Below are 25,272 nucleotides of genomic sequence, written 5' to 3'. Positions count from 1 at the left end.
CCAGCTCCCTTCCCTCTAGAAGTCGAAGTCCGATGTGAACGAACGCTTCAGCGTGTAGACCGTCTTGGCGAAGACCCGCCACTGGTTGGTGTTGGGGATGCGCTCCTCCAGCCGGAACTCCACCGTCCGGTTGTTGTAGTCGCTCGACTCCCGGCTGAGCAGCATCCGGGCGCTCTGGTAGCGGTCGCGCTTGTCGGTCGAGGGCTGGTCGAAGATGAGGTCGACGAGGTTGGACAGCAGGGTCTCGCCGACGTAGAGACCGGCGCGCAGTGTGCGAGGCTGGACTTTGTCGCTGACCGGCTCGGTCTGGAACATGCGGACGACGACCTGGCCGGTCGTGATCTTGTCCGACTCGGGCCAGACCTCGACGTTGACCAGCCGGGTGTCGCTCTTGCGCTTCTTGTTGACCGCCAGCACGGGCACAACGATCTCCTGCAGGGTCGCCCCCCCATGGACGAAGCGCGAGCCGCTGCCAGCCAGCCGCAGCCGGTGGATCGACTTGGGTATCTGGACCTCCAGCTCGCTCTTCAACCCGAGCTGGAGGGCCTCGAAGGTGGCGAAGGCCGGATCAGCCTTGAGGCCTGTGCCGAGCACGAAGCGCTTGTTGACGTACTTGAGGTCGTCGCCCTGCGGCTTGGTCGACAAAAAGAACTGGTCAGCCAGTGCCTCGTCCTGGAACAGGAAGCCGTGGTCGGCGGTGATGAAGATGTTGGTGGCGTTGGCGTTGGCCAGCTTCTTCACCAGATCGACGATGTCGCGCAGCGAGTCTTCTACGGCCTCGAAGACCTGGCGTTCGGTGCCAGGCTTGTCCCCTGTGGCGTCGATCCGGTTGTGGTAGACGTACAGGACCCGGTTGCCCTTGTACAGCTCGCGTCGCTCGTCGGCGCTCAGGGCCTTGAAGTCTTCGGCTTGGATCGCCGATCCACCGACCATCTCCAGTATCCTGCCGCGGAAGGCGGTGCTGTTGGTCGGCTCGTCGTCGGCCAGCACCGTCTTGGCATCTGCCGAGTGGTTGAGCGTCGAGTGCGGCAGCAGCGCCGCCATGCCGAGCTGGGTGTAGCTCGGAAGCACCCCGAGCACGGCCTCCAGGTTGGCGTCGAAGCGGTCCTCCTGCCGAATGAGCGAGCCGAGCTCGTCGGCCACCTCGTAGCGCATGGCGTCCGAGATGATCACCACGGCCTTCTTGTCACCGTCACGCATCAGCGGCTCGACGTAGCGCGAGTAGAACGCGGTCTGAGAAGACAGCGCCGCCGAGCGCCACTTCTCGATCTGGTCGACCTGCTGCTGCCAGGCATTGCCCAGCGCGTAGACGAACTTGTTGGTATAGCGCTTCTCGACCTGCTCGCACACAGGGCCGAGTGGGTTGGGCCCCTCGTGGGTCCGGTACGCGAAGACAAACTGCCGGTATAGCTGGTCGATGCGGAACCACTCGCGCCGGTACCGTTCCAGCCCATCGTCGAAGGACTGCATGGTCAGGTTCAGCGACGCCAGTTCGCCCAGAAGCTCCGACGCGCTGGCCACAGCCGTGTAGAGCCGCCGGTAGTCGTCGATCCAGACGCTGCTCTGCCGTGCCCGGACGACCTCGGCGACCTCGCGCGGGGTGACGACCTGCTCCGCCACCGCTCGAGCCAGGTCGCTGATGATCTTCTGGTCGGTCTCCTCAAACAGGTCGACACCGACCAGGTCGCGGAAGCTGGCATCCTCGATCGTCGACCTGTAGTCGAGGTCGCTGGCCGCCCGCTTGGCGAGGGCGGCCATGGCCTCCTGGCTGCGCCGGTCGTTGCGCAGGCTGGCAAAGTCGAGCTGGATGTTCTGCAGCCCACCCGGGCGGTCCGACTTGAAGCCGTCGATGGCCCGCTGGAAGATCCACAGCACGAGGTCGTCGATGCTCGGCGTGACCGACTCGTAGCCGTAGATGCGGGCCACGCCCCGCCAGTAGAACTCGTCGAGCCCGTAGTCGGCCAGGGCGTCGTACTTGGCGTGAGCTCCCCTGGAGTTCTCGATCAGGAGGGTGCGCGTGATCTCCAGCAAGCTGTGCTCGCGCTGGCCGAGCACGACGGCGCTGATCTTGGCCCGTAGTCGGGCGGCGTCGTCCTCGGGGTTGAGCAGTGCCTTGAGGCTCTGGACGCGCTTGGTGGCCTTGAAGAACTTCTCGTGTGCCTGGACGATCTCGTCAATGCCCTTGCCCACCAGCCCGAGATCCTGGGCGACGAGTGCGGTGCGGTCGGCCGTGAAGACACCATAGGCCAGCTCCAGATCGAGCAGCCAGTCTCCGATGCCACTCGGCACCTGCCCCGAGCGATAGACGAGGAACTTGCCATCCGGCTCGTCGTGCAACAGCCGGTTCTTGACGGCGAACTCGTCGTTCGCGACCCGGATCGTTTGGATCCCCGGCAGGTCTAGGCTGTCGAGATCGGCGGCGTGCTGGCCCTCCGGGTCGTGCCAGATGACCACCCGGCGGCTGTCGAACCAGCGCAGCAGGTGCGGGCGGACTGTGGCAGCGTCACTCATCGCTGGCCTCAAGCCCGGGGATCTTCTTCAGGGCGGCGCCGAACTTCGGGTAGTTGGCCTTCACGCCGTCGTCCAGGTCGATCGCGAGCTGCCGGGATGCCAATGGGTACAGCACGTCATGCTCGTACTCCTCCAGTTCCAACAGCACCTTTCGAAGCCGGTCAGCCTCCTTCTGCGCGGCCGCCTGCTGCCGCGGCGTCCCGCCACCGGCCGCCAGGCGCTCCCGCTGCTGAAGACTGGACGAGAGTTTGGCCGTGAACTCCCGCAGGTACTCGTTGAGCACCGTCGAGACCGTGGACGGCGTGTAGCGATGCATGTAGATGAGGGCGTTGAACGAGCCCTTGGGGCTGGAGAACAGCCAGTAGATCGGGCGCTTCTTGTAGCGCTGGACGTGATCGTCGTAGAACTTCGACGACGCTGCCCGAGTGCCAGTCTTGATGAAGTACTCGCGGATGCCCTTCATGCCGAGGGACTCAGCGACGAAGCGCAGGTTCTCCTCGAAGTGCTGCTCCCCGAAGGACACTCGGAGGAACGTGCGGAAGCGAGCGACGATGTCGTCTTCGAACCAGTCGCCATCCACGATCGGGACGACGTTGTCCTTGTCCGGGGTGAACGTCGGGTTCGGCACCTTGGCCAGGTAATCCTCAAAGGTAGAACCCTGGTCAGCGAGGATGAGCCCCGGCTCGTCCAAGCTGTAGCGACCGAACATGCAGCCGACCGCATAGGAGATGAGGTCGGCGATGGCGGACTGGGTGAACAGGGCGTCGCGCTCCTCGGGCGTCTTGTTCGGCCACCGGAACGCGGAGTTGTTCGTCAGCGATACGCGCTCAAGCGGTACGTGCGACGGAACCTCATCCTCAAGCCCGTACAGCTTCGCGACGGCCTCATTGTTCTCGATCTCCAGCTGTTGCTGAGCGAGCGAACGAGTCGCCCACTCTGCTCGATGCTGCGCAACGGTCTGTTCAAGCGTCTTCAACGGGGTCCTCACGAGAGTTCGCCGGGATTTCGATTTCCACCGTCGGCCGCCGTTCGGGCACGGGAGGGTAGCCATGGGGGTAGCCGACGTGCGTTTGTTTAGGCTACCCGCCGAGTCCGACTATTTCCGCCGACGCCGCGAGTGCCGCTCGGGTCCTCGTCCTATCAGCGTGTAGGTAGGACTGCGTGCTCAGCACAGAGGAGTGCCCGAGCACGGCCTTGATCGTAGTCTCGTCGATCCCGTTAGCGAGCAGCAGGGTGGCTGCGGTGTGGCGGGCCTCGTACAGCAACGGGCGCCGAGTCCGACCGTCGGGGAGCGTCACGGTGACCTTCGCCTGCTCTGCGATCTCGTACCACTCCCGGCGGTCGAACTCCGCCGACCGCGGGGTGCCGTCGTCTCGTGGCCAGACCAGCCCGGAGGACGACGACGGCGCTCGCCCCGCCCAGGACCTGAGCTCGTCGACGAGCCAGGGGACGAGGGGGATGACGCGGCTCCCGGCGCGGGTCTTCGGGCGCACAAGATGGTAGGCACCCTCAAGGTGGCGGGACTCGAACCCACGGGGGACGCGGAACCCGCTGTCGGGATTCCGGAACTCGACGTAAGGGAGTGCCTTGAGCTGCCAGGCGAGCGTCATCGTGCCGGCGTCAAGGTCGATCATGTCCCAGGTCAGTCCGAGTGCCTCGGCCGGACGCAGGCCTTCTACGAGCGCCGCCACCCAGCGCGACGCGTCGGGCCGGGCGGTGGCTACGGCGAGGATCTTCATCGCCTCGTCGAGACTCAGCGCCTGCCTCGGCGAGCGTCCGGCACCCGGGCTGCTCGTCTCCCGGGTGCGTTGAGATACCTGGTACCCCTCTGCGACCGCGTCCGCGAGGATCTTGCTTAATACGGCATGCGTGCGCTGCATCGTGGCGAGCGCCAGTCCTGCGTCTTCTTGGAACGCGGCGACCTTGCGTATGTCAGCTGGCGTCAGGGAGTCGAGCCTCAGGTGGCCGATGGCCGGGACGATCCACCGGCGGACCGCTGAGCGGTCAGAGACGAACGTGCCGGGCCGCACGATGTGTTGCCGCTGCGGAAGCCACTGATCGGCCCACCGCTTGACCGTGACGCTAGAGAATGACGTGGCCGGGCCCTCCGCCGCGATTCGCCGCTGCGCCTCCGCAAGCCTGGCGCGCACCTCGGCTTCGGTTCGCGCCTTGAGCGTGAGTCGACGTCGGGTCCCGCGCGCCGTCCACCCGGCCTCGATGGCAGCGACCCATTGCCCTCGGGAGTTCTGGTAGATGGAGCCCGTTCCTTTGCTGCGCTGCTTCGGCCTTTGCATCTCCCCATGGTCACCGCCGCCGACAGCCGCAACAGGGAAGGTGGGTAGCCAACAGGGTAGCCATCTGATTCCGCGGTGCCACACGATGTTGAGGCTGATGCGCGAGCCGAGGACGCCTCCAACGAGCCGAGAAGACTGTCGACCGCAACACAGTTCATGAAGGACGAGTACCCGACCGGCAAGTCCGATCTCATGACGGCGTTCATGGTCCGGGCTCAGCTGTTGTCGGCACCACGCGGCGTCTGGGCGATGATCAACCTCCCGTCGTGGATGTCGCTAAAGTCGTTCGAAGACCTCCGGCACGACCTGCTCCAGGACCAGCGGATCGTGTCGATGGTCCACCTGGGACGAGGGATCTTCGGGTCGGACTTCGGCACCGTCGCGTTCGTGGTCGACAACGCGCGGCCTAGGACGGCCCGGGGGGTCTACCGGCGGCTCTTCGAGCAGCACGTCGATGTTAGGTCCGTGGCCGCGATCGAGGCGCTGTTCCGTGACAGCACGTACAACCGATACGAGGTGTCGCAGGTTGACTTCGCGGCGATCCCCGGCGCCCCGATCGTTTACTGGCTCAGTGAAAAGATGCGCGGGTCCTTCACGGCTGGGAAGCCGCTAGGCGAAGTCGCGAATCTCCGGCAAGGGCTAGCGACGGCTGATAACAACCGCTTCCTGCGACAGTGGTGGGAGGTCTCGGGTAGTCGGACCGCATTCGCTTCCACGTCGCGTGAAGAGGCCGCGGCCAGCGGTGCACGTTGGTTCCCGTACAACAAGGGCGGCGAGTTCCGGAAGTGGTACGGGAACCAGGAACACGTCGTCAACTGGGAGAACGACGGCGCAGAGATCCGGACATTCGGGACAGAGGATGGTGGTCGCCCGCGGTCGCGTGCCCAGAACACAGATACGTACTTTTCACCGTCAGTGTCATGGTCCAAGGTCAGCAGCGGCGCACCGGCGTTCCGCGCCTATCCTTCCGGGTTTATCTACGACGTTGCAGGTACGTCGATCTTCGTCACGACAAGCCAAGAACGGGCTGGGTTGCTCTCCTTCACGAACTCCCAGGTGGCATTCGAGCAGCTCGCCGCGATCGCCCCAACGCTCAACTACGAGGTGGGGCAGGTCGCTGGCCTCCCCGTGGCAGACGCATCCGCGGAGGACGGCGTATCCCTTGCCGCAGAGGCAATCGACGTGGCTAGGTCGGACTGGGACAGCTTCGAGACATCTTGGGGGTTCGTCCGGAACCCTCTCGTCGAACTCGCGGAACGCGGATAGCGCTACGAAGACTTCCCCCGGGGGCCGAGCCCTCAAACAAGCTCGACCAACGGGTTGCGTTCGAAGTTCCATGACGTTTCCGAAAGGTCCCAGTCGGCCCGGGACGTCTCAACCAGGTTGTCGATGGTGCTGTCCGGAAGATCCGTGACGCCAGAAGCTACCGGGACCAGGCCGACGTACCCGATGTGGAAATGCATGGTCGGAGCAAGGACCTGCATAACCTCCATGACATACCGCGAATTCAGCAGCAGCGCGATCTGGTCAAGCAACGTTTCATCTCCGAAACCCGAGTGCCCCGTCGAGTCGTGGATGAACCCCTGCGGGTAGCGTCGGAACGCGGCTTCTCCCGAGGAGATGTCGGACCATGACACTGACGGTGAAAAGTAGGTTCCGGGGTTACGAATGACCGAACGCGGCTTGAAGTCGACGATCTCTGCGCCGTCGTTCTCCCAGTTGACGACGTGTTCCTGGTTCCCGTACCACTTCCGGAACTCGCCGCCCTTGTTGTACGGGAACCAACGTGCACCGCTGGCCGCGGCCTCTTCACGCGACGTGGAAGCGAATGCGGTCCGACTACCCGAGACCTCCCACCACTGTCGCAGGAAGCGGTTGTTATCAGCCGTCGCTAGCCCTTGCCGGAGATTCGCGACTTCGCCTAGCGGCTTCCCAGCCGTGAAGGACCCGCGCATCTTTTCACTGAGCCAGTAAACGATCGGGGCGCCGGGGATGGCACTGAAGTCCGCGTCCGACGCCAGGTGGAAGCCCGCCTCCCTGGCCCGGTCCTCAAGAGCCTTGCTCAGCGCGGCGACCTTCTCCGCTTCGGACGTGCCATCCACGAGACGGATGAAGGTGCCAGCGCGCTTCCGGGCAGACCCTCTTCTCTCCGGCAGCACGTTCGCCAGAACGAACGCAGTTGAGGAGACGACCTCGCCCCCAATCGAGTCGAAGGCACGAGCGCCGAGGTGCAGCATCGAAGTGATCCGCTGCTTCGTGAGGAGTGAGGCTCGGAGCTTCTCGTACGAGCTGAGGAACATCCACGACTGCATCGTGATCATCGCCACTGCTCCTCGCGGCCCCGCGAGGTTGGTGCAGCGCTCGATGAACCCGGCGAACAGATCGGACTTCGCGTCCGGGTACGCGTCCTTCATGAACTGTGAAAGGAGGGCATTCATCTGCTTGCTACCCATATACGGTGGGTTCGCGACTACAACCGTATATCCACGCGTGAGGTATACGGCTTGGTCGATGACGCGTTGGGCCCAGTCGAGCGCGTCGGCGCGGAGCATGTCGCCCTCGTCGTCGAGCGTGGCGAGGTGACGCCCGAGTCGGACGGTCAGGTCGGGATCGGGGTGGATGAGCGAGCCGAAAGTGTCGGCCTCGGCGAACTGGTTCCAGAACGCCTCCTCCGCGTGCCGGTCGCCGTCCTTGGTGACGAGGTATTCCAGCTCGTCGGGCGTGAAGCGGATCGGGTCGAGGACGCAGACGTTGGGCTCGATCTGCTTGTTGAAGAACGTGCGCTGTTTGGCGCGAGCCTTCATAGTCAGAGCGAAGGCCGCCAGCGACCCAGCGCGGGGGTCGATCTCGATGCCGTGGAGGTTGTTGGTCAGGATCAGACTGGGGATCTCGGCCGGGGCGTAGCCCTCCTCCTCGTAGATCGCGTACAACAAGTCGAAGGCGTAGGTCAGCATGTGCCCCGAGCCACAGGCCGGGTCGACGACCTTCAACTCCTCCGGCCGGGCGATCTTGAGGAAGTCGGTCTCCTCGTCGACCGGGGCGAGGTAGTAATCCATCTGGTCGACGAGACGGGACTCGGGGTGGTTGAGCACCCACAGTCGACCCAGCGAGTTCTCGACGAGGTAGCGGACGATCCAGTGCGGCGTGAAGAGCTGGGTTGCTGCGGGGATCTCGTCGGCGCCGGCCTTCTTGTTCTTCTTGAACCCGGCGAAGACCTCGTCCTTCCGCTCCGAGATGTAGAACTGGTACAGCCAACCGATCACCTCGACGTCCTGGCAGACGTCCTTGGTCAGCACGTTGACTGTCCGGCTCGGGACGGAGTCGTCGGCCAGCAGGTTGGCTGGGATGAGCAGCTCCGTGAAGTCGCCCTCGCGCTCGAACATGAACGGCATGGCCCAGTTCCAGTAGCGGCAGTAGTCCGCCAGCAGGAGGGCGTAGGCCTCGCCCTGGGCGTCGTCGCTACGGCGGGTGCCGTTCAGCAGCGCTGTCACAGTCTCGCGGGTCTTACCCCCGACCACCTCTGTCTCGAAGTTGCCGCGCTTCGCCTCGGCCAGGAGCTCGGGCTGACCTGCCTCAACACCGGCCTGCGGGGAGACGACACCAACACCGGTGTAGCCGTTGGCGTCCATGAAGCGCAGAGCAATGATCCGGTTGAACCAGGTGTAGGCAACCTTGTCGGCGACCGCAACCTTGCCCTTCTCGCCCCCACCGGCCACCGTGACGGCCTTCTCCAGGGCTTCCACGGCGTTGGGCAGCTCCACCCGCTCGGGCGAGGCTGGAGCCAGCACAACGGCGATCCGGGCGGTCACCTCGCGGATGAGGGAGGTGCGTGCCCAGGTGGCGAACGATTTCAGCGGTGCGGTTTCCATCAGAGCGAGATTCGCTTTCCGTCGTTCAGGGTCTTCACGAGCGCTGAGCGCAGGGCGTCGAGGTAGCGGTCGACGTCCGCCTCGGTCTCCAGTACTCCAGAGACGCCGGCGGCGGGGATTGTCTTGACCGACACAGTCTGTTTCGGCCGTGGCGGTGTACCACCGTCTGCATCGCGATCTCCGGCGCCCTGCTGGGAGGCGGCAAGCTGGTCGAGCAGGCTCGGGTAGACGGTCTCCTCAAAGCTCGACCCGGTCTGCCGAATGAGGGCAATCTGGTTCTGGGTGCGGACACGGGAGATCGTCTGGTCGACCCGGCGCAGCACTCTCTCCTGGGCGTCGGGAGTTGCCTTAGCACAGAAAGCACTCTGCTCGATCTCGACCTTGCGACCCTCGATTGCCGCGACGATGTCGGTGCGGTTGGTATCGACGACCTGATCAATCTGGGCACGCAGCTGGTCGGTGGCGTGCTTGAGCTGGGCCATCTTGTTGCCGCGGAACGCGTTCGGGTCGTCCAGGGCGGTGCGTACCGTGGCGTCGCTGCCAGACGGCAGGTATCCGAGATTGCTGCTATGGGTGGTCAGCAGAGCGACGGCGTCGTCGTAGATGACCTTCTGACCACCACTGAGGAAAGCCCAGATCGGGTCGATTGTGGACTCCTTGGCGTCGAGCAGATCGTCGCCAAGGTTGAAGTCGGTCAGGTACCAGTCGTCGGGCTTGCCGACCACCTGGTCGAGCAGGTCGATCGGGCCAGAGAGCTGGCTGGCGAACGGGTACTTGGAGCCAGTGACGGTGGCCTTAAGCTCGTCGCGCTTGGCCTTCAGCTTGTCGGCGCCGTAGCAGGCCAGCTCCAGCGGATCCTTGGGCGTGTTGCCCTGGTCAAAGAAGTCGGTGCAGAACTTTCGGAAGGCAGCGACCTTGCGCTCGTCGAAAGTCTTCTGCGGCGAGACCACGGCGTGGGCGTGCTTCTGGGTGTTGCGTAGCGCTGTGGCGACCTCGGACCGCTTGAGGACGTTGCCATCGACAGTCAGGGTGACCTTGGAAGTACCGATCAGGTAGGCGATCAGGACTTCGATCGAGGCCAGATCCCAGCCATACGGCTTGGCCGTGAAACTGTCGACAATGGTCTTGACCGTGACCTGCTCACCGAGGGCCTCCTTGCGCAGGACGAACGACAGCACCTCCTCGGACGGCGCGAAGAGCTTGGTGGCGTCAGCGGCGTCGAACAGCCCGCCGTCCGGGTTGGCTGCCCCGGCGACCTGTTGCTCGCTGTAGGTGCGGCCGTCGAGCAGTTTGAGCTGGGTATAGGTGCGACTGATCAGATCCTGGAAGCCATCGGTCACACGAACCAACGCGTCCTGCGAGCTGGAGGTGATATCGGCGGCGTTGATGACCAGGGTCGACTTGCCCACCGAGGCCTTGACCCGCTCGATCAACTCCTTCTCCCGGTCGACGTTCTGCGCACCCTTGGTCTGCAGGATCTGACCCTCGATGGCCGAGATCGAGGTGCCCTGCTTGCGCTTGATGTACTTCTCCGTCTTGATCAGCAGCCGCAGGTCTGACAGCACCCGGGCATCCGGCTCAAGGATGACCCGCAGCTCGTCCTTACCTGCGCTGTGCATGCGGATCTCCTCGGGCGAGTACGGGTACTCCGGGGAGATGAAGTGGACCGCCAGCTCCTTTTGGGAGCCGTGGGCCTGGTCATCGAGCTTGAAGCCGAACGGGAAGTCCTGCCCGTTCTTGGCATAGCGGATCTTGCTGGCCTTGATCACGTCGCCGGACAGGATCTTGGACAACCGACCGCTGACCTCGGAGGTGTCGATGTCGACGTTCTTGATCTCCTCCTCGATGACCTGCTCTTCGTTTGTCAGGTACTCGTAAACGTTGCCGTTGCGCTGGATGTAGGTCTGGGTCTCCAGCAGTGTCAAGGCTTCCTTGACCTGCTCCGACAATTCCGGGAGGTCGAGGCCGAAGCGGTCGTAGACCAGCACGGTCAAGTTGCGCGGGGTGGCCTGGAAGCTCTCGACGTACTTGACCAGGAACAGTGCCTTGAGTAGGCGGATCGCCAGGTCGTTGTCGAGGTTGCGCTCGGCAACGTCGATCGAGCGCTGGGCGGCCGACTTCAGCGACGCGCGGATGCCGGCGAACATGCTGTCGAACGTCGCCAGGTGGCCGACCTCGACGTCGCCGATGTCCTTGGCGACCTGCTGGACCACACCGAGCATCGAGCGCTCACCAATCGAGCTATTGCGTCCCTCGAAAACGTTGTGGTCGGAGATGCCCTCGATAGCGGCCTGGAACAGCGGGAACTGGTAGCTCACGAACGGGTAGGTCCCGACGAAGTGGGCCTCATCGGTGTAGTTGCGGTAGGTCTTGGCGCCATCGACGAAGTCGAACAACGTCTTGAAGTTGGCGTGCTGCTCGGCGTAGATCACCGACAGGGCACCGACCCCGCCATCGTTCTTCTCCAGCAGACGCTTGCGGATGACCTCCTCGACGTCGGCGCTGGTCAGCTTGAGGCGGGTGGTGAACCGGGCCTGGATCTTGGAGAAATCGTTGCCCTGCTGACGGGTCCGGTCACCAATGACCTTCTCCATGTCCTCCTGGCTGGTGACGAACACCCACGCCCGGCCCAAGCACTTGGTGTTGAGCGACTCGGCGATGGTCTGAAGATTGAGCATCAGCTTGGTGTCTGAGCCGATGAACTGGCCGACCTCGTCGACGAAGAAGTTGAGCCGGAAGGTCGGGTCGCCCTGCTGGTCCAGCCAAGCCTTGACTTCGTCGGCGAAGTCCTCGATCGAGACCGCGTACGAGGCGCTGTACTGCCGGATGATGCCGTCGGCCGTCCCGCCGTTGACCTCGGCGAACGCCCGGTCGATGCTCGGCCCCTCCAGCGCGCTCTGCTCGCGCCCCTGCGTCCACGGGATGCCCGCGATCCGCCCGAACGCCGCCTTGAACTGCTCGTACTGTCCGCGGCTGTCCAGGTCGCGCTCGAAGCGGGCAACGTGGCCCTGGTTGCCGTAGTAGCCCCGCGACTCGTCGAAGACCTTGACGAACACCCTGAGCAGCGCGTCGGTCTGATCCTTGGAGATCAGGGTCGCCTTCTGGTCGATGTTAAACAGCAGGCTCTTCGCCGGGATGCGGTCGGCCTTGTTGAGCAGTCCGGGCAGGAAGGCGTCGGGAGTCTTGGCGCGGAAGCTGTCCGAGACGGCCTGGCGCGGGTAGTCCTGGCCTTCGACATCGCCCAGCAGGTGGGCGAGCATCTTGAGCATGTGCGACTTACCGGAGCCGAAGAAGCCGGAGATCCACACGCCGTTGGCGTTGGTGTAGGAGGTGTATTCCTCCAGCAGGATCTCCAGCCCCTTGGCGGCCTCGTTGGTCAGGACGTACTCGTCGACCTCTGTGCCCAGGTGTGCGGCGTCATCGGCCTTGATGACGCCCTCGATCGGACGCTGGATGTCCTTGGCGAAGATCTGGTCGAGCTGCATGGAGCTCACGCCTCCTGTTCCAGGATGTTCTTGGCCCGGTAGTACTGGTCGTCCTTGAGCCGACCGAACAGCACGAGCGACGAGCCCAACGTGTCGGACTGCTCGTAGCGGCCAGGGAAGAACATGAGCATCGGCTTGCCGGTGACCACCGACTGCAGGTTGTTCAGCACGTTGTGCGAGCGGATGTACGGAAAGACCTCACCGATGCCGGTGAGAAGGAAGATGTCGAAGGACTCGCCCGCCAGCCGGTCACGGATTGCCGGAGCGATGTGCAACTGCGGATCGAGCATCCCCTGGAGCATCTCGCGGAAGTCGTCCTTGTCGAGGTCTGGCTCGATCGCCAGCACCCGGTCCCAAACACCTCGCTCCTTAAGCAGCTCGACCGAAAGGTCGTACAGGTTGATCTCGAAGACCGACACCCCAGCGCCAGCCAGGCGGTTCTTGACCCGCTTCTTGGCCGCGGCGACGGCGAGCGCATCTTCCGGCGGGTATGGATAGATGAAGAACGGGACCTCGTTGCTGAGTCCCTCCATCTGCAGAAAGCGCCGGCTACTGAGCACCGCGAACAAGTGCTCCTCCTGCTCGGGCAGGGTCTTCGGGATCACGAGGTAGCCCCCTGCTCGGCAGCGGTCTGGGTAGGAAAGAAACGCAACTCACTCGGCGCGCGGGCGCTCAGCCTCGCCGCCACTCGCTCGGACAGCACAGCCGGAACGATATATCCCGCTTCTGACAGGAGCCCGGCCTCCTGCAGCATCTTGAACACGTTCGACCTCAGCTTCTGCAGCGTCGATTCCTTGATCGCGGCCAGCTCTTCATGCCAGAGCGCCTTGGTCCGGACGAAGCTGTCGAAGTCCTCGTAGTCCAGCGTGGAGGCCAAGGTCAGGTACCGCTCACGCAGCACCTCCTCAGCGAATTCCCCGATGAGCGCGTAGCGCCGACAGGCTGCCACCCACATGAGGTGCGCCCGCTCCGAGGCGGTGGCCTCGACCAGCAGCCCGACTTCGTCATCGGTCAGGGTCGACAGCCGCTTGACCATCTCGCGGACCAGCCGGACGCTTGTCCGGTACGTGCGCGCCTGCAGAAGGTTCTCCTGGACCGCTTGGTCGCGGACCCGCTTCCAGTCCCGGGCCTCGAGATAGACAGGCGCAAACTGCGCCGCTTCGCGCGTCAAGAGGGTGCCCGCGGTGAACGACAAGGCATAGCGCCGCGGTACCGGCGCTGTCGCCACTTCGTCCTCCATCTTCCCTCCCTCCGCTGCAGGCTGTCGCTGCGGCCAGCGCGTCACCTTCACACGTCTCTTCATACGTCGCTTAGGCCTCACCCTCGCCCGCAGAGGCCGGTCTGCCGCTTCGTACCCAGTCGACCCCTCGCGCGCTTGGTAATTCTCGAGGCGTCCCATCTGGTGCGCGTGCAACCCCTTCTCCCGATCCAGGCGTAGACCGTGCCCTTGATGACACCCAGGTGGCCGGCCTGTCATCCGCAGAGAGCCAGGTCTCAGACACGGGGAGGACCTCCAGCCGGGACGTGGTCACGCGCAATGCGTTGAGCACTTTACCGACTGAGACTCGGATTGACCGGGCTTGACCGCACCTGGTCCAACTCACACCCGGCCCCGGTTCATCAGCACCGACGCAGCAGGGTCAATCCCAGCGCCTCATAGGGCAAACCTATGGTCGAATTCTCGATGACCAAGTCCAGGCCGGCCGATCTAGACAGTTGCCCCGTACCCACCGCCGCCCGGCGTCTCGATCACCAGCGTGTCCCCCGGCCCCACCTCGACGGAGTCGCACCCCGCCAGCTCGACGACGCTCCCGTCGGCCCGCTTCACATAGTTCCGTCCCAGCGCCCCCGGCGAGCCACCCGCCATGCCGTACGGCGCCACCCGACGGTGCCCCGACAAGGTGCTCACCGTCATGGCCTCGGTGAACTGGATCCGCCGTACGCCGCCGTCACCGCCGCGCCATCGTCCCGCGCCGCCGCTCCCCCGCCGGATCGCGTACTCCCGCAGCAGCACGGGGAAGCGCCATTCGAGCACTTCGGAATCGGTGAGCCGTGAGTTCGTCATGTGCGTCTGCACCACCGACGCCCCGTCGAAGCCGTCACCCGCCCCCGACCCGGAGCCGAGGGTTTCGTAGTACTGGTGCCGGTCGTTGCCGAAGGTGACGTTGTTCATCGTCCCGGACCCTTCGGCCTGCACCCGCAGTGCGCCGAACAGCGCACCGGTGATCGCCTGGGAGGTCTCGACGTTGCCGGCGACGACCGCGGCCGGGTACGTCGGGGCGAGCATCGACCCTGCCGGGATGACGAGGTGCAGCGGGCGCAGGCAGCCGTCGTTGAGCGGGATCTCGTCGGCGACCAGGGTCCGGAAGACGTAGAGCACCGCGGCGGTCGCCACTGACGACGGCGCGTTGAAGTTCGTGTCCAGCTGGGGCGAGGTGCCGGTGAAGTCGATGGTCGCGCTGCGGGCCGTACGGTCGACGCTGACCCGTACGGCGATCGTCGCCCCGGAGTCCATCGTGTAGCGATACTCCCCGTCGCCGAGCTCATCGATGACGCGGCGCACCGCCTCCTCGGCATTGTCCTGGACATGCCGCATGTACGCCTGGACGACGTCGAGGCCGAAGTGGTCGATCATCCTCCCCACCTCGTCGACGCCCTTCTGGTTGGCCGCGATCTGGGCGCGCAGATCCGCGAGGTTGGCCTCCGGATCCCGGGACGGGAACGGTGCCTCGACCAGCAGTCGCCGGGTCGCCGTCTCACGGAAGTGCCCGCCCTGTCCGCCGTCCACCAGCAGCCAGTTGTCGAACAACAGCACGCCTTCCTCGTCGATGGTGTGGCTGTGCGCCGGCATGGACCCGGGGGTGACGCCGCCGATCTCGGCGTGGTGGCCGCGCGAGGCGACGAAGAACAGGATCTGCTCGCCGGCCTCGTCGAACACCGGGGTCACCACGGTGACATCCGGGAGATGGGTGCCGCCGTGATAGGGGTCGTTGACCGCGTACACGTCGCCGGGCCGCATCGCCGCGCCCCGGCGGCGGATGACTTCCTTGACCGTGCTGCCCATCGAGCCGAGGTGGACGGGGATGTGCGGGGCGTTCGCGACCAGGCCGCCGTACGGGTCGAACAGCGCGCAGGAGAAGTCCAGCCGCTCCCGGATGTTCACCGACTGCGCGGTCGATTCCAGCCGGAAGCCCATCTGCTCGGCGATCGACATGAAGAGGTTGTTGAAGATCTCCAGCAACACCGGATCGGCCTCGGTGCCCGCATCGGGCTGCGCAGGCGCCACCACCCGTTCGGCGAGCACGTGTCCCGACGCGGTGAGCGTCGCCCGCCAGCCGTCGTCGACGACGGTGGTCGCGTTCGCCTCGGCGATGATCGCCGGCCCCGTCACCGTCTCCCCCGGCCGCATCCGCTCGCGGTGCCGCAACTGGGCGTCGCGCCACTCTCCGCCGGCATGGACGCGGACGACATCGGATGGGCCGGCGGTGGCCGGTGAGGTGGCGTCGGCCCCCTGCTCACCGACGTACGACAGGTCGGGTTGCTCGGTCAGCCCGACCGCCTCCACCGCGACGGCCCCGGCGATCAGCGGACGATCCATCAGGAAGGAGTACGTCGCCCGGTGCGCGGCCTCGAACGCCCCGGTCATCGCGTCCAGCTCCGCGAGGTCGACCGGGATCGGGGTGTCGGTGCCGTCGTAGCGTACGTGGACCCGGCGGACGACCCGGATCCGCTCCGCCGGGACGCCCTCGGCCAGCAGTTCGGCGCGCGCAGCCTGCTCGAGGGTGTCCGCGACGGCGGCCAGGGTGTCCAGCGCGGCGGCATCGAGGCGGACCTCCACCGACTGTTCCCGCATCACCATAGTGTCGGCCAGGCCGATCCCGAGCGCGGAGAGCACGCCGGCCATCGGCGGGACGAGCACGGTCCGGATCCCGAGCGCGTCGGCGACTGCGCAGGCATGCTGCCCGCCGGCGCCGCCGAACGTGGTCAGCACGTAGCGGGTGACGTCGTGGCCCTTCTGCACCGAGATCTTCTTGACCGCATTAGCCATGTTCGCCACGGCGATCCGCAGGAATCCCTCGGCGACCTGCTCGGGCGTACGGTCGTCGTCGGCCGACTCTCGGATCTCGGCAGCCAGGTCAGCGAACCGGCGCCGGACGATCTCGTCGTCCAGCGGTTGGTCGCCGGTGGGACCGAACACGGCCGGGAAGTGCGCGGGCTGGATGCGGCCGAGCATCACGTTGGCGTCGGTCACGGTGAGCGGGCCGCCGTTGCGGTAGCAGGCCGGGCCGGGATCCGCGCCGGCCGACTCCGGGCCGACCCGATAGCGGATGCCGTCGAAGTGCAGCACCGAGCCACCACCGGCGGCGATTGTGTGGATGTCCAGCATCGGGGCACGCAACCTGACGCCGGTGACCTGGGTGGTGAACACCCGGTCGTACGAGCCCACCCCGTCCGTAGCTGCCTCGCCCGTCCCGGCCCCGCCAGTCCCGGCGTAGTGCGACACGTCCGTCGAGGTGCCGCCCATGTCGAAGCCGATGACATGGTCGAAGCCGGCTAGGGCCGACATCCGCACCATGCCGACGATGCCGCCGGCCGGACCGGACAGGATCGCGTCCTTGCCGCGGAAGTGCCCCGCCTCGGCCAGCCCGCCGTTGGACTGCATGAACATCAGCCGTACGCCTCGCAGCTGGTCGGCGACCTGGTCAACGTAGCGGCGCAGCACCGGGGACAGGTACGCGTCGACCACGGTGGTGTCGCCGCGCGGGACCAGCTTCATCAGTGGGCTGACTTCGGAGGACAGCGAGACCTGGTCGAAGCCGATCTCTTCGGCGAGCCGGCCGATCCGGCGTTCGTGCGCCGGGTGGAGATAACTGTGCAGACACACCACGGCGACCGTACGGATCCCGTCGGCATACGCCTGGCGCAGCTGCCCTTCGAGGGGGCCGAGATCGGGGGCTCGCAGCACGGTGCCCTGCGCGGTGACGCGTTCGTCGACCTCGATCACCCGCTCGTAGAGCTGCTCCGGCAGCACGATGTGCCGGTCGAAGATGCGGGGACGGTTCTGGTAGCCGATCCGCAGCGCATCGCCGAAACCGCGGGTGATCACCAGCAGAGTGCGTTCCCCGGTCCGTTCCAGCAGGGCGTTGGTCGCCACGGTGGTGCCCATCCGGACAGCCTCGATCTGCGCGGCCGGGAAGTCCGTCCGGCCCGACACATCCTCGTCGTCCGGCGTGGCCGACACGGGCACGTCCGACGCGGACGCATCGGCGGCCGCGAGGAGCATACGGATCCCGGCGACCGCGGCGTCGCGATAGCTGGTCGGGTTCTCCGACAGCAGCTTGTGCGTTACCAACCGCCCGTCGGGCCGGCGCGCGACGATGTCGGTGAACGTGCCGCCCCGGTCGACCCAGAACTGCCACCCGATACTGGTCATCCGGCGTCCTCCGTCCTCGGTGATCTTCGTCAAGCTCACTCTCGTCACCTGTCCGGCCAGGATACGTACGTTATCTGCTGACGCCGGAGCTGCCGCGGCACCCCGCGATAGGGACCCATCTCGGCGCGGACGATCTGCTGGACGAGCTTGGTCATGATGACACCGTGACAGACGGAGGGTCAGGTTAGGCCTCTCGGGCCATCAGTATCGATCAAACTCACGGAACCGCTCATGAGTAGTGGTCGTTCCTGATGACACATCTATGGAAAACACGGGCTCGAAATGCGGCAACAAGTGCCTTCAAATCACCCGTCACCCCTTTCTCGGACGAACACTCCAGAGTTTGTCAGGTAACGTTTCTGCATCTCAATTTCCCTGTCTGCAACCCTCTTCTGCTGTCGAAGAAAATCGAAATGCTTGAGGTCAACAATTCTCCGATCCCATTGAGAATAGAGCAAGGGGTCCAGAATCAGAACAATAACACTGATGACGGATAGGGCAAGAATGATGACTGCAACCGTTTCCCCCACGAGCGCATTAACGAGACCTTCTACAATGAAAGTGACGAGCGCCATAACCACCGCAACCAAGAGACCTACACCCACCATCACGTCCGTGGCTCCCGCAGCACGAACCCCCAGAGACTTGAACCAAACCAGCCGAAGCACTGCTCGCCTCGTCCACAGCATGTACACCCCAGCCAAAGCGGAGAAAAAGACCAGCGCGATCACACTGAACTTGTTATGAAACACGAAAACCATCGCCACCAATGGCAGCCCGGCAAAGAAGACAGCAACCAGCGTCGCACCGGTAGAACGAATTAGACTCGAGACCCCGACTCTCCCGCAAATACTTTGCTTGCCCCGAGCCCGCCATGTGCGGAAAAATTTCAGCAACCACGACACGGCGACCGAGAGCCTCAGACCCCCACCCCTTGTATACCCGATCGCCTCTACTTGACCCGCACGGCTGATCTCCCCGCCAGCCTTCTGACTGAGGTTATTCAACTCACCCTCAATCTTATTCCGTCGTTTTCTCGCATCGGCAAGAAATTTATGACGTTCGACCTCCGCCGTCGTTGATGTGATCAGCAAAGTGCTCGCCAGCAGCCCGACTGATCCACAAACCACTACACCCAGCCCACGTGAAACATCTAGCGGAGGAAGCGGCATCAGAAGCCAGGATCCGACCAACAGAACGAAGGCCCCCACCGTCAACGCCCGCAGCAGAAGAACCTTCTGAACCATTCGTTCAAAACTCGCAGTAGCCACCTCTTGCCCGCTCAAAGCAGGGACGGCGAGCAGTGCGATAATCAGCCCTGCTCCTGCCAAGAGGAATTCACGCTTATCCCCCACTGACTGATCGATCGTCCACCAGAGGCAGCGGAGGTCAGCCCCGCCAGGTGTCTTCGGAGGATCTTTAGCAACCAATACAGTGAATGCCAGAGACACCGCCACCACAGCCCCCGTGACCCACATAAGAAAGAGGTCGCGTTGGCACCGGCGAACACTTCCCATCACCTCATTCAGCAATGCATCGGCATCAACGTTCACGGATTCCCATTGAGGGTCGCTCAAAGCTGAACGAGGCTCCACCGCACTGGCTCCCTTGGCGCTAGTTCTCCCACTGTCCCGACGGCGGCATTCTATCGCTCGACGGACCACGAACGCACTCTCGACATCAGACAAGTAGGCAGATACTGCCACAGAGAAATTGGGCGGCCGAGTTCGTGGGCGACACGCCAGCGTCGAAGCTCGCAGACTCGACCACCTCGACATCCACCATCGATCTCTCTTGATCATGCCGACGAACGGTATGCCGCCCCTACGAGTGGTACACACGCACTGGTGATGGGAGATCGTGGACGACTGGTGATCCCCGCAGAAATCCGTGCTGCCAGCCGGCCTCGAAACTGACACTCCACTCATCCTGCTCGAATCGCTAACCGGCATGCTGCTGCTCCCGCGCCTCAGGTTTGGACTCTGATCAAGCAGCAGCTCGCCGCGAAGACCCGGTCGCGGAACTGATCGCCGAGCGCCGACCGAAGCCGTCGCCGAGTCGGCATGATCACCACCATGCTGGACGCGTCGGCACTGCTCTGGCGTTCCTTCAGGACGAGCCCGGGGCAACCGAGGCGAGGCTGCACTGGAAACCGGCACCGCCACTGCCGCGGACGCGGTTGCCGGCCCCGAGCTGTGGCAGGCAGGTTCCCCCCTGTCACTGGCTGACCGGTTCTGTCGGGCCACGGCGACCCGACTCGCCATTCCGGCCCTCACGACCGACACGGCATGGGGCACCTCGGATGGCGTACGCCAGATCCGTTGACTTCCGCGGGCCTCTGAACGAACCGCGCAAGTGACGCCCGCCCACGGCTTAACCCAGGCGCTGAAGCTCTGGATTCTCAGCCATCATCCCTGCACCGGCGTGGGCAAACGACGGCGTGACGCGCACCATGGAGGGCAGGAGGCACCATGGAAAGGGCAGGAAGGAGCATCGGCATGACCATCACGCTCAACCACACCATCGTCAACGCAACCGACAAGCATGCCTCCGCCACATTCATGACCGAGTTGCTCGGCCTCGCTCCCCCGGTGACGTACGGTCCGTTCGTCGTCGTCCAGATCGGGGACACCTCGTTGGACTTCGCCGACGACCATGCGCCGCGCGGCTTCCAGCGCCAGCACTACGCGTTCCTCGTCTCCGAGGAGGAGTTCGACGCGATCTGGGGCCGCATCAGGGTGCGCGGCCTGACCTTCTGGGCGGATCCGTACCATCACGCCGAGGGCACCATCAACCACCACGACGGTGGACGTGGCCTCTACTGGAAGGACCCGGACGGCCACAACCTGGAGATCATCACCGTCCCGTACGGCGGCAGACCCTGAGTCCGGCCCGACAGGCGCCGACGACACGACGACCGACCGGCCCAGCGACCGGACGAGGGCGGGCGGCCACCGAACGCCCGCCCTCGACACGGTCAGGTCACGCCACGGTGGAGGCCGGCTCGCCGACCGCCTCGACCAGCGCGCGACGCAGGAAGTCGCCTGCAGCGACCCGCTGTTCGACGCAGCGGGGCACCGCACCCGACAGGAGGAAGGCGTCGTGGGTCATCCCGTCGAAGCGCTGCACGCTCGTCTCCACCCCGGCGCCGATCAACTGCTCGGCGAACTGTTCGGCCTCGTCGCGCAGCGTGTCGTACTCACTGGTGAGAATCAGCGTCGGGGGCAGACCGACCAGGTCGGCGGTGTCCAGGGCCAGCCGCGGGTCGGCCAGCTCATCCGGGCCGTTGAGGTATTGCGCGCCGAACCACTGCAGGTCGGCGAGCTCGATCACGTAGCCCTCGGCGTACTCCCGGCGTGACGGGGTGTCGGCGACCGGGTTGACCAGCGGGTTGACCAGCAGCATCGCCGACAACGCGACCCCATCCTGCCGGGCCCGGATCGCCCCTGCGGCGGCGAGCATGGCGCCGGCGGAGTCGCCGGCGATGCCGAGGCGGGTGGGGTCGCCGCCGTACGCCGCGATGTGGTCGACCGCCCAGCGCAGAGCGGCGTACGCGTCGTCGTGGGCGGCCGGGAACCGATGCTCCGGCGCCCGACGGTAGGTGGGCGTCACGACGACCACCCCGGCCCGACGGGCCAGGTCGCGCGCCACCTCGTCGACCACCTCGATGCTGCCGGTGACGAAACCGCCGCCGTGGATGTACACCGCGACCGGGAACGGGCCCTCCCCCTCGGGCACGAAGATCCGCAGCCGCTGCTCCGGATCGGTCCCGTACGCCCGGTCGACGACCGCGCCGACCTCCTTCCTCGGAGCCTGCAGGTCCACGAAGCCCTCGACGGCGGCCCGGCTGCCGTCGACGCCGGCGTCCGGGAAGCCGGTGAAGCCCTGCGCCCGCAGCGCCTCGACGATGAAAATCAGCGAGGGGTCCAGGGCGGGCGACGCGGCATCGGACCCCAGGCCGGCGCTGGTCGACGCAAACGCAAAGCCCCGGTAGTCGTTGCGCTGGACGTTGTCGCAGATCGCGCGGTAGCGCGGCGCACCTCCGAGGTAGACCAGTACCCGACGGGGCTTGCCCGGGACGTTCGCCCCCATGTACCAGGACGAGGCCGAGGTCGGCAGCAGCGTCAGGTCGCACAGCGCGTTCGTCTCGTATACCCACTGGTCCTGCGCCTGCGCGGTGGCCTCCATCACGGTGTGGCCGTGCTCGCGCATGTAGCTGATCGCGTCGGCGATGACGTCGATGTGATCCTCGATCGCCAGCGGCATGTTGTAGAGCACCGACGGACTCTGCGGGCCGGTGACGGCGAAGAGGTTCGGGAAGCCGGCCATGGTCAGCCCGAGGTAGGTCTGCGGGCCGTCGGCCCACGCATCGGCCAGGCGTACCCCGTCGCGGCCGGTGATGTTCATCGCCAGCAGCGGGCCGGTGCAGGCATCGAAGCCGGTGGCCAGGATCAGCACGTCGACGTCGTACTCGGTGCCGTCGGCCAGCCGTACCCCGTTCGGCACGATGGTGTCGATCGGGTTGGCCTTCACGTCGACGAGCCGGGTGCCGGGCCGGTTGTAGGCCTCGTAGTAGTCGGTCTCCAGCGGCGGGCGCTTGGTGCCGTACGGGTAGTCGGTCGGGCAGAGCAGCTCGGCGGTGCCCGGGTCGGTCACCCGCTCGCGGATCCGGTCGCGAACGTAGTCCGCGGCGGTGTCGTTGGCGGCCTTGTCGAACAGGATGTCGCCGAAGCTGTCGATGAAGAACCGGAAGCCGCCACGGTCCCAGCGGTCGTCGAACACCTCGCGGCGCTCCTCCGCCGACACCGCCAGCGCCGATGGCTGGACGTCGGCGTACGGGACGCCGAGGAAGTGATGGCGGGAGGCGTCCCGCAGCTCGGCGTAGCGGGCCTTGTCGGCGGCCTCCTCGGCCGGGTCGGTCGGGTGGTTGCCGATCGGGGTGGCGTAGTTCGGGGTGCGCTGGAACACGTACAGCGCGTCGGCGACCTTGCTGATCTCGCTGATCGCCTGGATGCCGCTGGACCCGACGCCGATGATGCCGACCCGCTTGCCGGTCAGATCGACATCCTCACGCCAGTTGCCGGTGAGCAGCGTACGACCCGCGAAGTCCTCGATGCCGCGGAACTCGGGCGTCTTGGGCACCGACAGGGTGCCGGCGCCGGAGACGAGCCAGCGGGCGGTGTGCGCCTCACCCGCGTCGGTCCGAACCCGCCACCGGTCGACGGTCCCGTCCCAGCTGGCCTCGACGACCCGGGTGCCGAAGCGGATGCTGCGGCGGACGTCGTAGCGGTCGGCGCAGTGGTTGAGGTACCGCAGGATCTCCGGCTGGGCGGCGAACTTCTCGGTCCAGTGCCACTCCTGCTGCAGCTCCGGGTCGAAGGAGTAGGAGTAGTGGACGCTCTCGATGTCCACTCGGGCGCCCGGATAGCGGTTCCAGTACCAGGTGCCACCGACATCGCCGGCGGCGTCAAAGCCGAGCACGTCGAGGCCCAGTCGGTCGCGGAACGTGTGGATCGCGTAGATACCGGCGAACCCGGCACCGATGACGATCACGGCGTGGTCATGGACGCCGGAGGTGTCGTCGGTGACGGCGGCGGCCGCGCTGACGGAGGTGGCCTGGGTGATGGCGGCGGGCGTGCCCTGGGCGGTCTGGACCGTTTCCGGATTGGTGGACACAGGGAGTTTATCTGCGGGTTCCTGAACGAAAGGGAACCACATCATGGGATCGACCCGGCGACGCTTCACCGATGAGTACAAAGCGAACGCGGTATCCTTGGTCATCGATGGTGGCCGAACGAACCCTGATGTTGCCCGCAGTATCGGCGTCCACGAGATGACCTTGGGGAAATGGGTGAAGAAGGCACGCGACGAGGGAAAGCAGCCTGACCGTGAACTGAACGGCGACGAACGAGCCGAGCTCGAGCGCCTTCGCGAGGAGAACAAGCGGCTGCGGATGGAGGCGGAGTTCGCAAAAAAAGTAGCTGCCTGGTTCGCGAAAGACCAGCGGTGATCTTCGCCGCGATCGCGGACTGGGCCGACTCGAGCGCCTACCCCGTCACGTTCATGTGCGATCAACTCGGCGTCTCCAGATCGGGCTACTACAAATGGCGCTCAATATCGCCGTCGGAACGCGAGCACGCCGACGCGAAGTTGTCCCGGCTGATCAAGGGCTACTTCGACGCGCTGGCCGGTAACCCGGGCGTGCGCCGGATCCATGCCGAACTCGCCGCCGCTGGTTACTACGTCGGTCGCAGGCGCGTGTGGCGCCTCATGCGTGCCCTCGGTCTGCAGGGACGCCACCCCAGGGTCTGGAAGCGCACCACCGAGCCCGGAGACCGGCCCGTGCCGGCGCCCGACCTGATCGCCCGCGACTTCAGCGCCAAGAAACCGAACCAGAAATGGTGTGGTGATATCACCTACATCAAGACCTGGAACGGGTGGGCCTACCTGGCGACCGTGATCGACCTGCACTCACGCAAGGTTGTTGGCTGGGCACTCGATACCCACATGCGAACGTCTCTGGTCACCGATGCGCTGGATATGGCAGTCAAGCACCGCAGGCCACCTCGACGCGTGATATTTCACAGCGATCGTGGAACGCAATACACCTCGCAGGATTTCGCCGCCTACTGCAAGAAGCACAAGATTCGCCGTTCCCTGGGTCGGACCGGGATCTGCTACGACAACGCCGTATCCGAGTCGTTCTTTGCCAGCTACAAGAAGGAACTGATCCACACCCGCCCCTGGCCGGACCTGCAGTCGTTGAAGAAAGCAACATTCAGCTGGATCGAGGAGTACTACAACCGCACACGCCGCCACTCCGCACTCGAATACTTGACACCAGAAGAATTCGAACTAGGATATAGACACCTCTACGAACTCGCCAGCTAAACTCTGTCTACTTTAACGGAAACACTCCAGTCTGCGTGTCCGCCACGTCCTGCGCGGCGGGGGCGGTGCGGCCGGTGGCCTGAGGATCGGTCATCTGGGTGGTCCCTTTCTTCCCATCGACGGCTCTGTCGATGGTGACCAGCCTCACCTGCGGGTATGACCCCGCACACGCGGTCACCGAGCAGGCGACAGACGCCAACACCCGATCCATCCGACTCATTCAGATCAGGGAAAAATACCTGAATACGGCGGCAGCCACCAGGTCACGCTTGCCCAGCCTCGCCAACATTCTCTTCGCCAACCCATTCGTCACAGTCAAGTCGGTCGAACGGAAGACAGGCTTGACCAACCAAGGCGCACGGAACCTCATCGCCAAGGCTGTCGAACTTTCCTGGTTGACAGAGATAGGAAGTATCGGTCGAGGTGGACGAATCTACTGGGTAGCACGAGAGATCCTCGATGTCATCGACGCTCCCGCAAACTACACAAGCGAGACATAGCGGGGGATTTCCGTGAGTGACGGCAACGCCGAGATGGCCCATCATGAAGAGGTGGTGAACCACCTCGGCGCATTGTGCGCCGGAGAGTCGGGTCAGGGTCGGTTAGCCAGGAACTTGGTCAGTGGGCCGGTGATGGCGTACGTGCAGTGCAACACACCGTCGTTCTCGCCGAACCGGCGGGCGATGCCGCTGCCGATCGTGACACCGGCCCGGGCGGTCCAGCGGTTGAAGAGACCGAGCGATGGCACCGAGGTAGCCGAAAGGTGAACACGCCGCGAACCCTGCGGC

Annotated in this window: 16 protein-coding genes; 5 read left to right on the top strand and 11 right to left on the bottom strand. The window is 65.2% G+C overall.

Annotation, left to right across the window (positions count from 1 at the left end; genetic code table 11):
- Positions 1–15: 15 nt before the first annotated feature.
- The 3 genes from pglZ to R0145_RS03750 form a co-directional block, all read right to left on the bottom strand.
- Positions 16–2,511 carry a BREX-1 system phosphatase PglZ type A gene (pglZ, locus tag R0145_RS03760; protein WP_317839078.1) on the bottom strand — a complete coding sequence of 832 codons (2,496 nt, stop codon included), beginning with the start codon at positions 2,509–2,511 and terminating at the stop codon, positions 16–18.
- Positions 2,504–3,487, bottom strand: coding sequence for a class I SAM-dependent DNA methyltransferase (locus R0145_RS03755; protein ID WP_317839077.1), 984 nt, complete (start codon positions 3,485–3,487; stop codon positions 2,504–2,506). Before R0145_RS03755 ends, pglZ begins: the two co-directional genes overlap by 8 nt.
- A gap of 103 nt (positions 3,488–3,590) precedes the next feature.
- Positions 3,591–4,805, bottom strand: a complete 1,215-nt coding sequence (locus tag R0145_RS03750; protein ID WP_317839076.1) for a site-specific integrase — start codon at positions 4,803–4,805, stop codon at positions 3,591–3,593.
- A 75-nt stretch (positions 4,806–4,880) separates the two neighbouring features.
- Between R0145_RS03750 and R0145_RS03745 the strand changes: the two genes are divergently transcribed.
- Complete coding sequence (locus R0145_RS03745) at positions 4,881–6,071, top strand: Eco57I restriction-modification methylase domain-containing protein (RefSeq protein ID WP_317839075.1); 1,191 nt, start codon at positions 4,881–4,883, stop codon at positions 6,069–6,071.
- Positions 6,072–6,103: 32 nt separating this feature from the next.
- Here the strand turns inward: R0145_RS03745 and pglX are convergent, their stop codons facing one another.
- From pglX to R0145_RS03715, 6 genes are all read right to left on the bottom strand, one after another.
- Positions 6,104–8,674 (bottom strand): BREX-1 system adenine-specific DNA-methyltransferase PglX, encoded by a 2,571-nt coding sequence (pglX, locus tag R0145_RS03740; RefSeq protein ID WP_317839074.1) that lies wholly within the window; start codon positions 8,672–8,674, stop codon positions 6,104–6,106.
- On the bottom strand, positions 8,674–12,159 hold the full coding sequence (gene brxC, locus R0145_RS03735; RefSeq protein WP_317840138.1) for a BREX system P-loop protein BrxC: 3,486 nt from the start codon (positions 12,157–12,159) through the stop codon (positions 8,674–8,676). Before brxC ends, pglX begins: the two co-directional genes overlap by 1 nt.
- Before the next feature lie 5 nt (positions 12,160–12,164).
- Complete coding sequence (locus tag R0145_RS03730; RefSeq protein WP_317839073.1) at positions 12,165–12,764, bottom strand: DUF1788 domain-containing protein; 600 nt, start codon at positions 12,762–12,764, stop codon at positions 12,165–12,167.
- Positions 12,761–13,399 carry a DUF1819 family protein gene (locus R0145_RS03725; protein WP_317839072.1) on the bottom strand — a complete coding sequence of 213 codons (639 nt, stop codon included), beginning with the start codon at positions 13,397–13,399 and terminating at the stop codon, positions 12,761–12,763. Before R0145_RS03725 ends, R0145_RS03730 begins: the two co-directional genes overlap by 4 nt.
- A gap of 468 nt (positions 13,400–13,867) precedes the next feature.
- Positions 13,868–17,632, bottom strand: coding sequence for a hydantoinase B/oxoprolinase family protein (locus R0145_RS03720; protein WP_317839071.1), 3,765 nt, complete (start codon positions 17,630–17,632; stop codon positions 13,868–13,870).
- Between the two features lie 266 nt (positions 17,633–17,898).
- The gene (locus R0145_RS03715) at positions 17,899–19,146 is read right to left on the bottom strand and encodes a hypothetical protein (protein WP_317839070.1); all 1,248 of its coding nucleotides are present in this window, start codon (positions 19,144–19,146) and stop codon (positions 17,899–17,901) included.
- Positions 19,147–20,091: 945 nt separating this feature from the next.
- Here R0145_RS03715 and R0145_RS03710 point away from each other — a divergent pair.
- Complete coding sequence (locus R0145_RS03710; protein WP_317839069.1) at positions 20,092–20,478, top strand: VOC family protein; 387 nt, start codon at positions 20,092–20,094, stop codon at positions 20,476–20,478.
- 97 nt (positions 20,479–20,575) lie between these two features.
- Here the strand turns inward: R0145_RS03710 and R0145_RS03705 are convergent, their stop codons facing one another.
- A complete protein-coding gene (locus R0145_RS03705) occupies positions 20,576–23,269 on the bottom strand; it encodes a flavin-containing monooxygenase (protein WP_317839068.1) in 2,694 nt (897 codons plus the stop codon).
- 43 nt (positions 23,270–23,312) lie between these two features.
- Between R0145_RS03705 and R0145_RS03700 the strand changes: the two genes are divergently transcribed.
- The 3 genes from R0145_RS03700 (at position 23,313) to R0145_RS03690 (ending at position 24,984) form a co-directional block, all read left to right on the top strand.
- Positions 23,313–23,603, top strand: a complete 291-nt coding sequence (locus R0145_RS03700) for a transposase (RefSeq protein ID WP_317839067.1) — start codon at positions 23,313–23,315, stop codon at positions 23,601–23,603.
- Positions 23,600–24,484: an IS3 family transposase gene (locus R0145_RS03695; protein ID WP_317839066.1), complete on the top strand. Its 885-nt coding sequence runs from the start codon at positions 23,600–23,602 to the stop codon at positions 24,482–24,484. The genes R0145_RS03700 and R0145_RS03695 overlap by 4 nt, the downstream gene beginning before the upstream one ends.
- 131 nt (positions 24,485–24,615) lie before the next feature.
- A complete protein-coding gene (locus R0145_RS03690) occupies positions 24,616–24,984 on the top strand; it encodes a hypothetical protein (RefSeq protein ID WP_317839065.1) in 369 nt (122 codons plus the stop codon).
- A gap of 92 nt (positions 24,985–25,076) precedes the next feature.
- On the opposite strand, the gene R0145_RS03685 is transcribed toward R0145_RS03690, so the two are convergent.
- Entirely contained in the window at positions 25,077–25,232 is a 156-nt protein-coding gene (locus tag R0145_RS03685) for a hypothetical protein (RefSeq protein WP_317839064.1), read from the bottom strand.
- Positions 25,233–25,272 lie beyond the last annotated feature (40 nt).

Source organism: Raineyella sp. W15-4 (genome assembly GCF_033170155.1).
Taxonomy (GTDB): Bacteria; Actinomycetota; Actinomycetes; order Propionibacteriales; family Propionibacteriaceae; genus Raineyella.
This window is presented reverse-complemented; position numbering and strand designations above follow the sequence as displayed.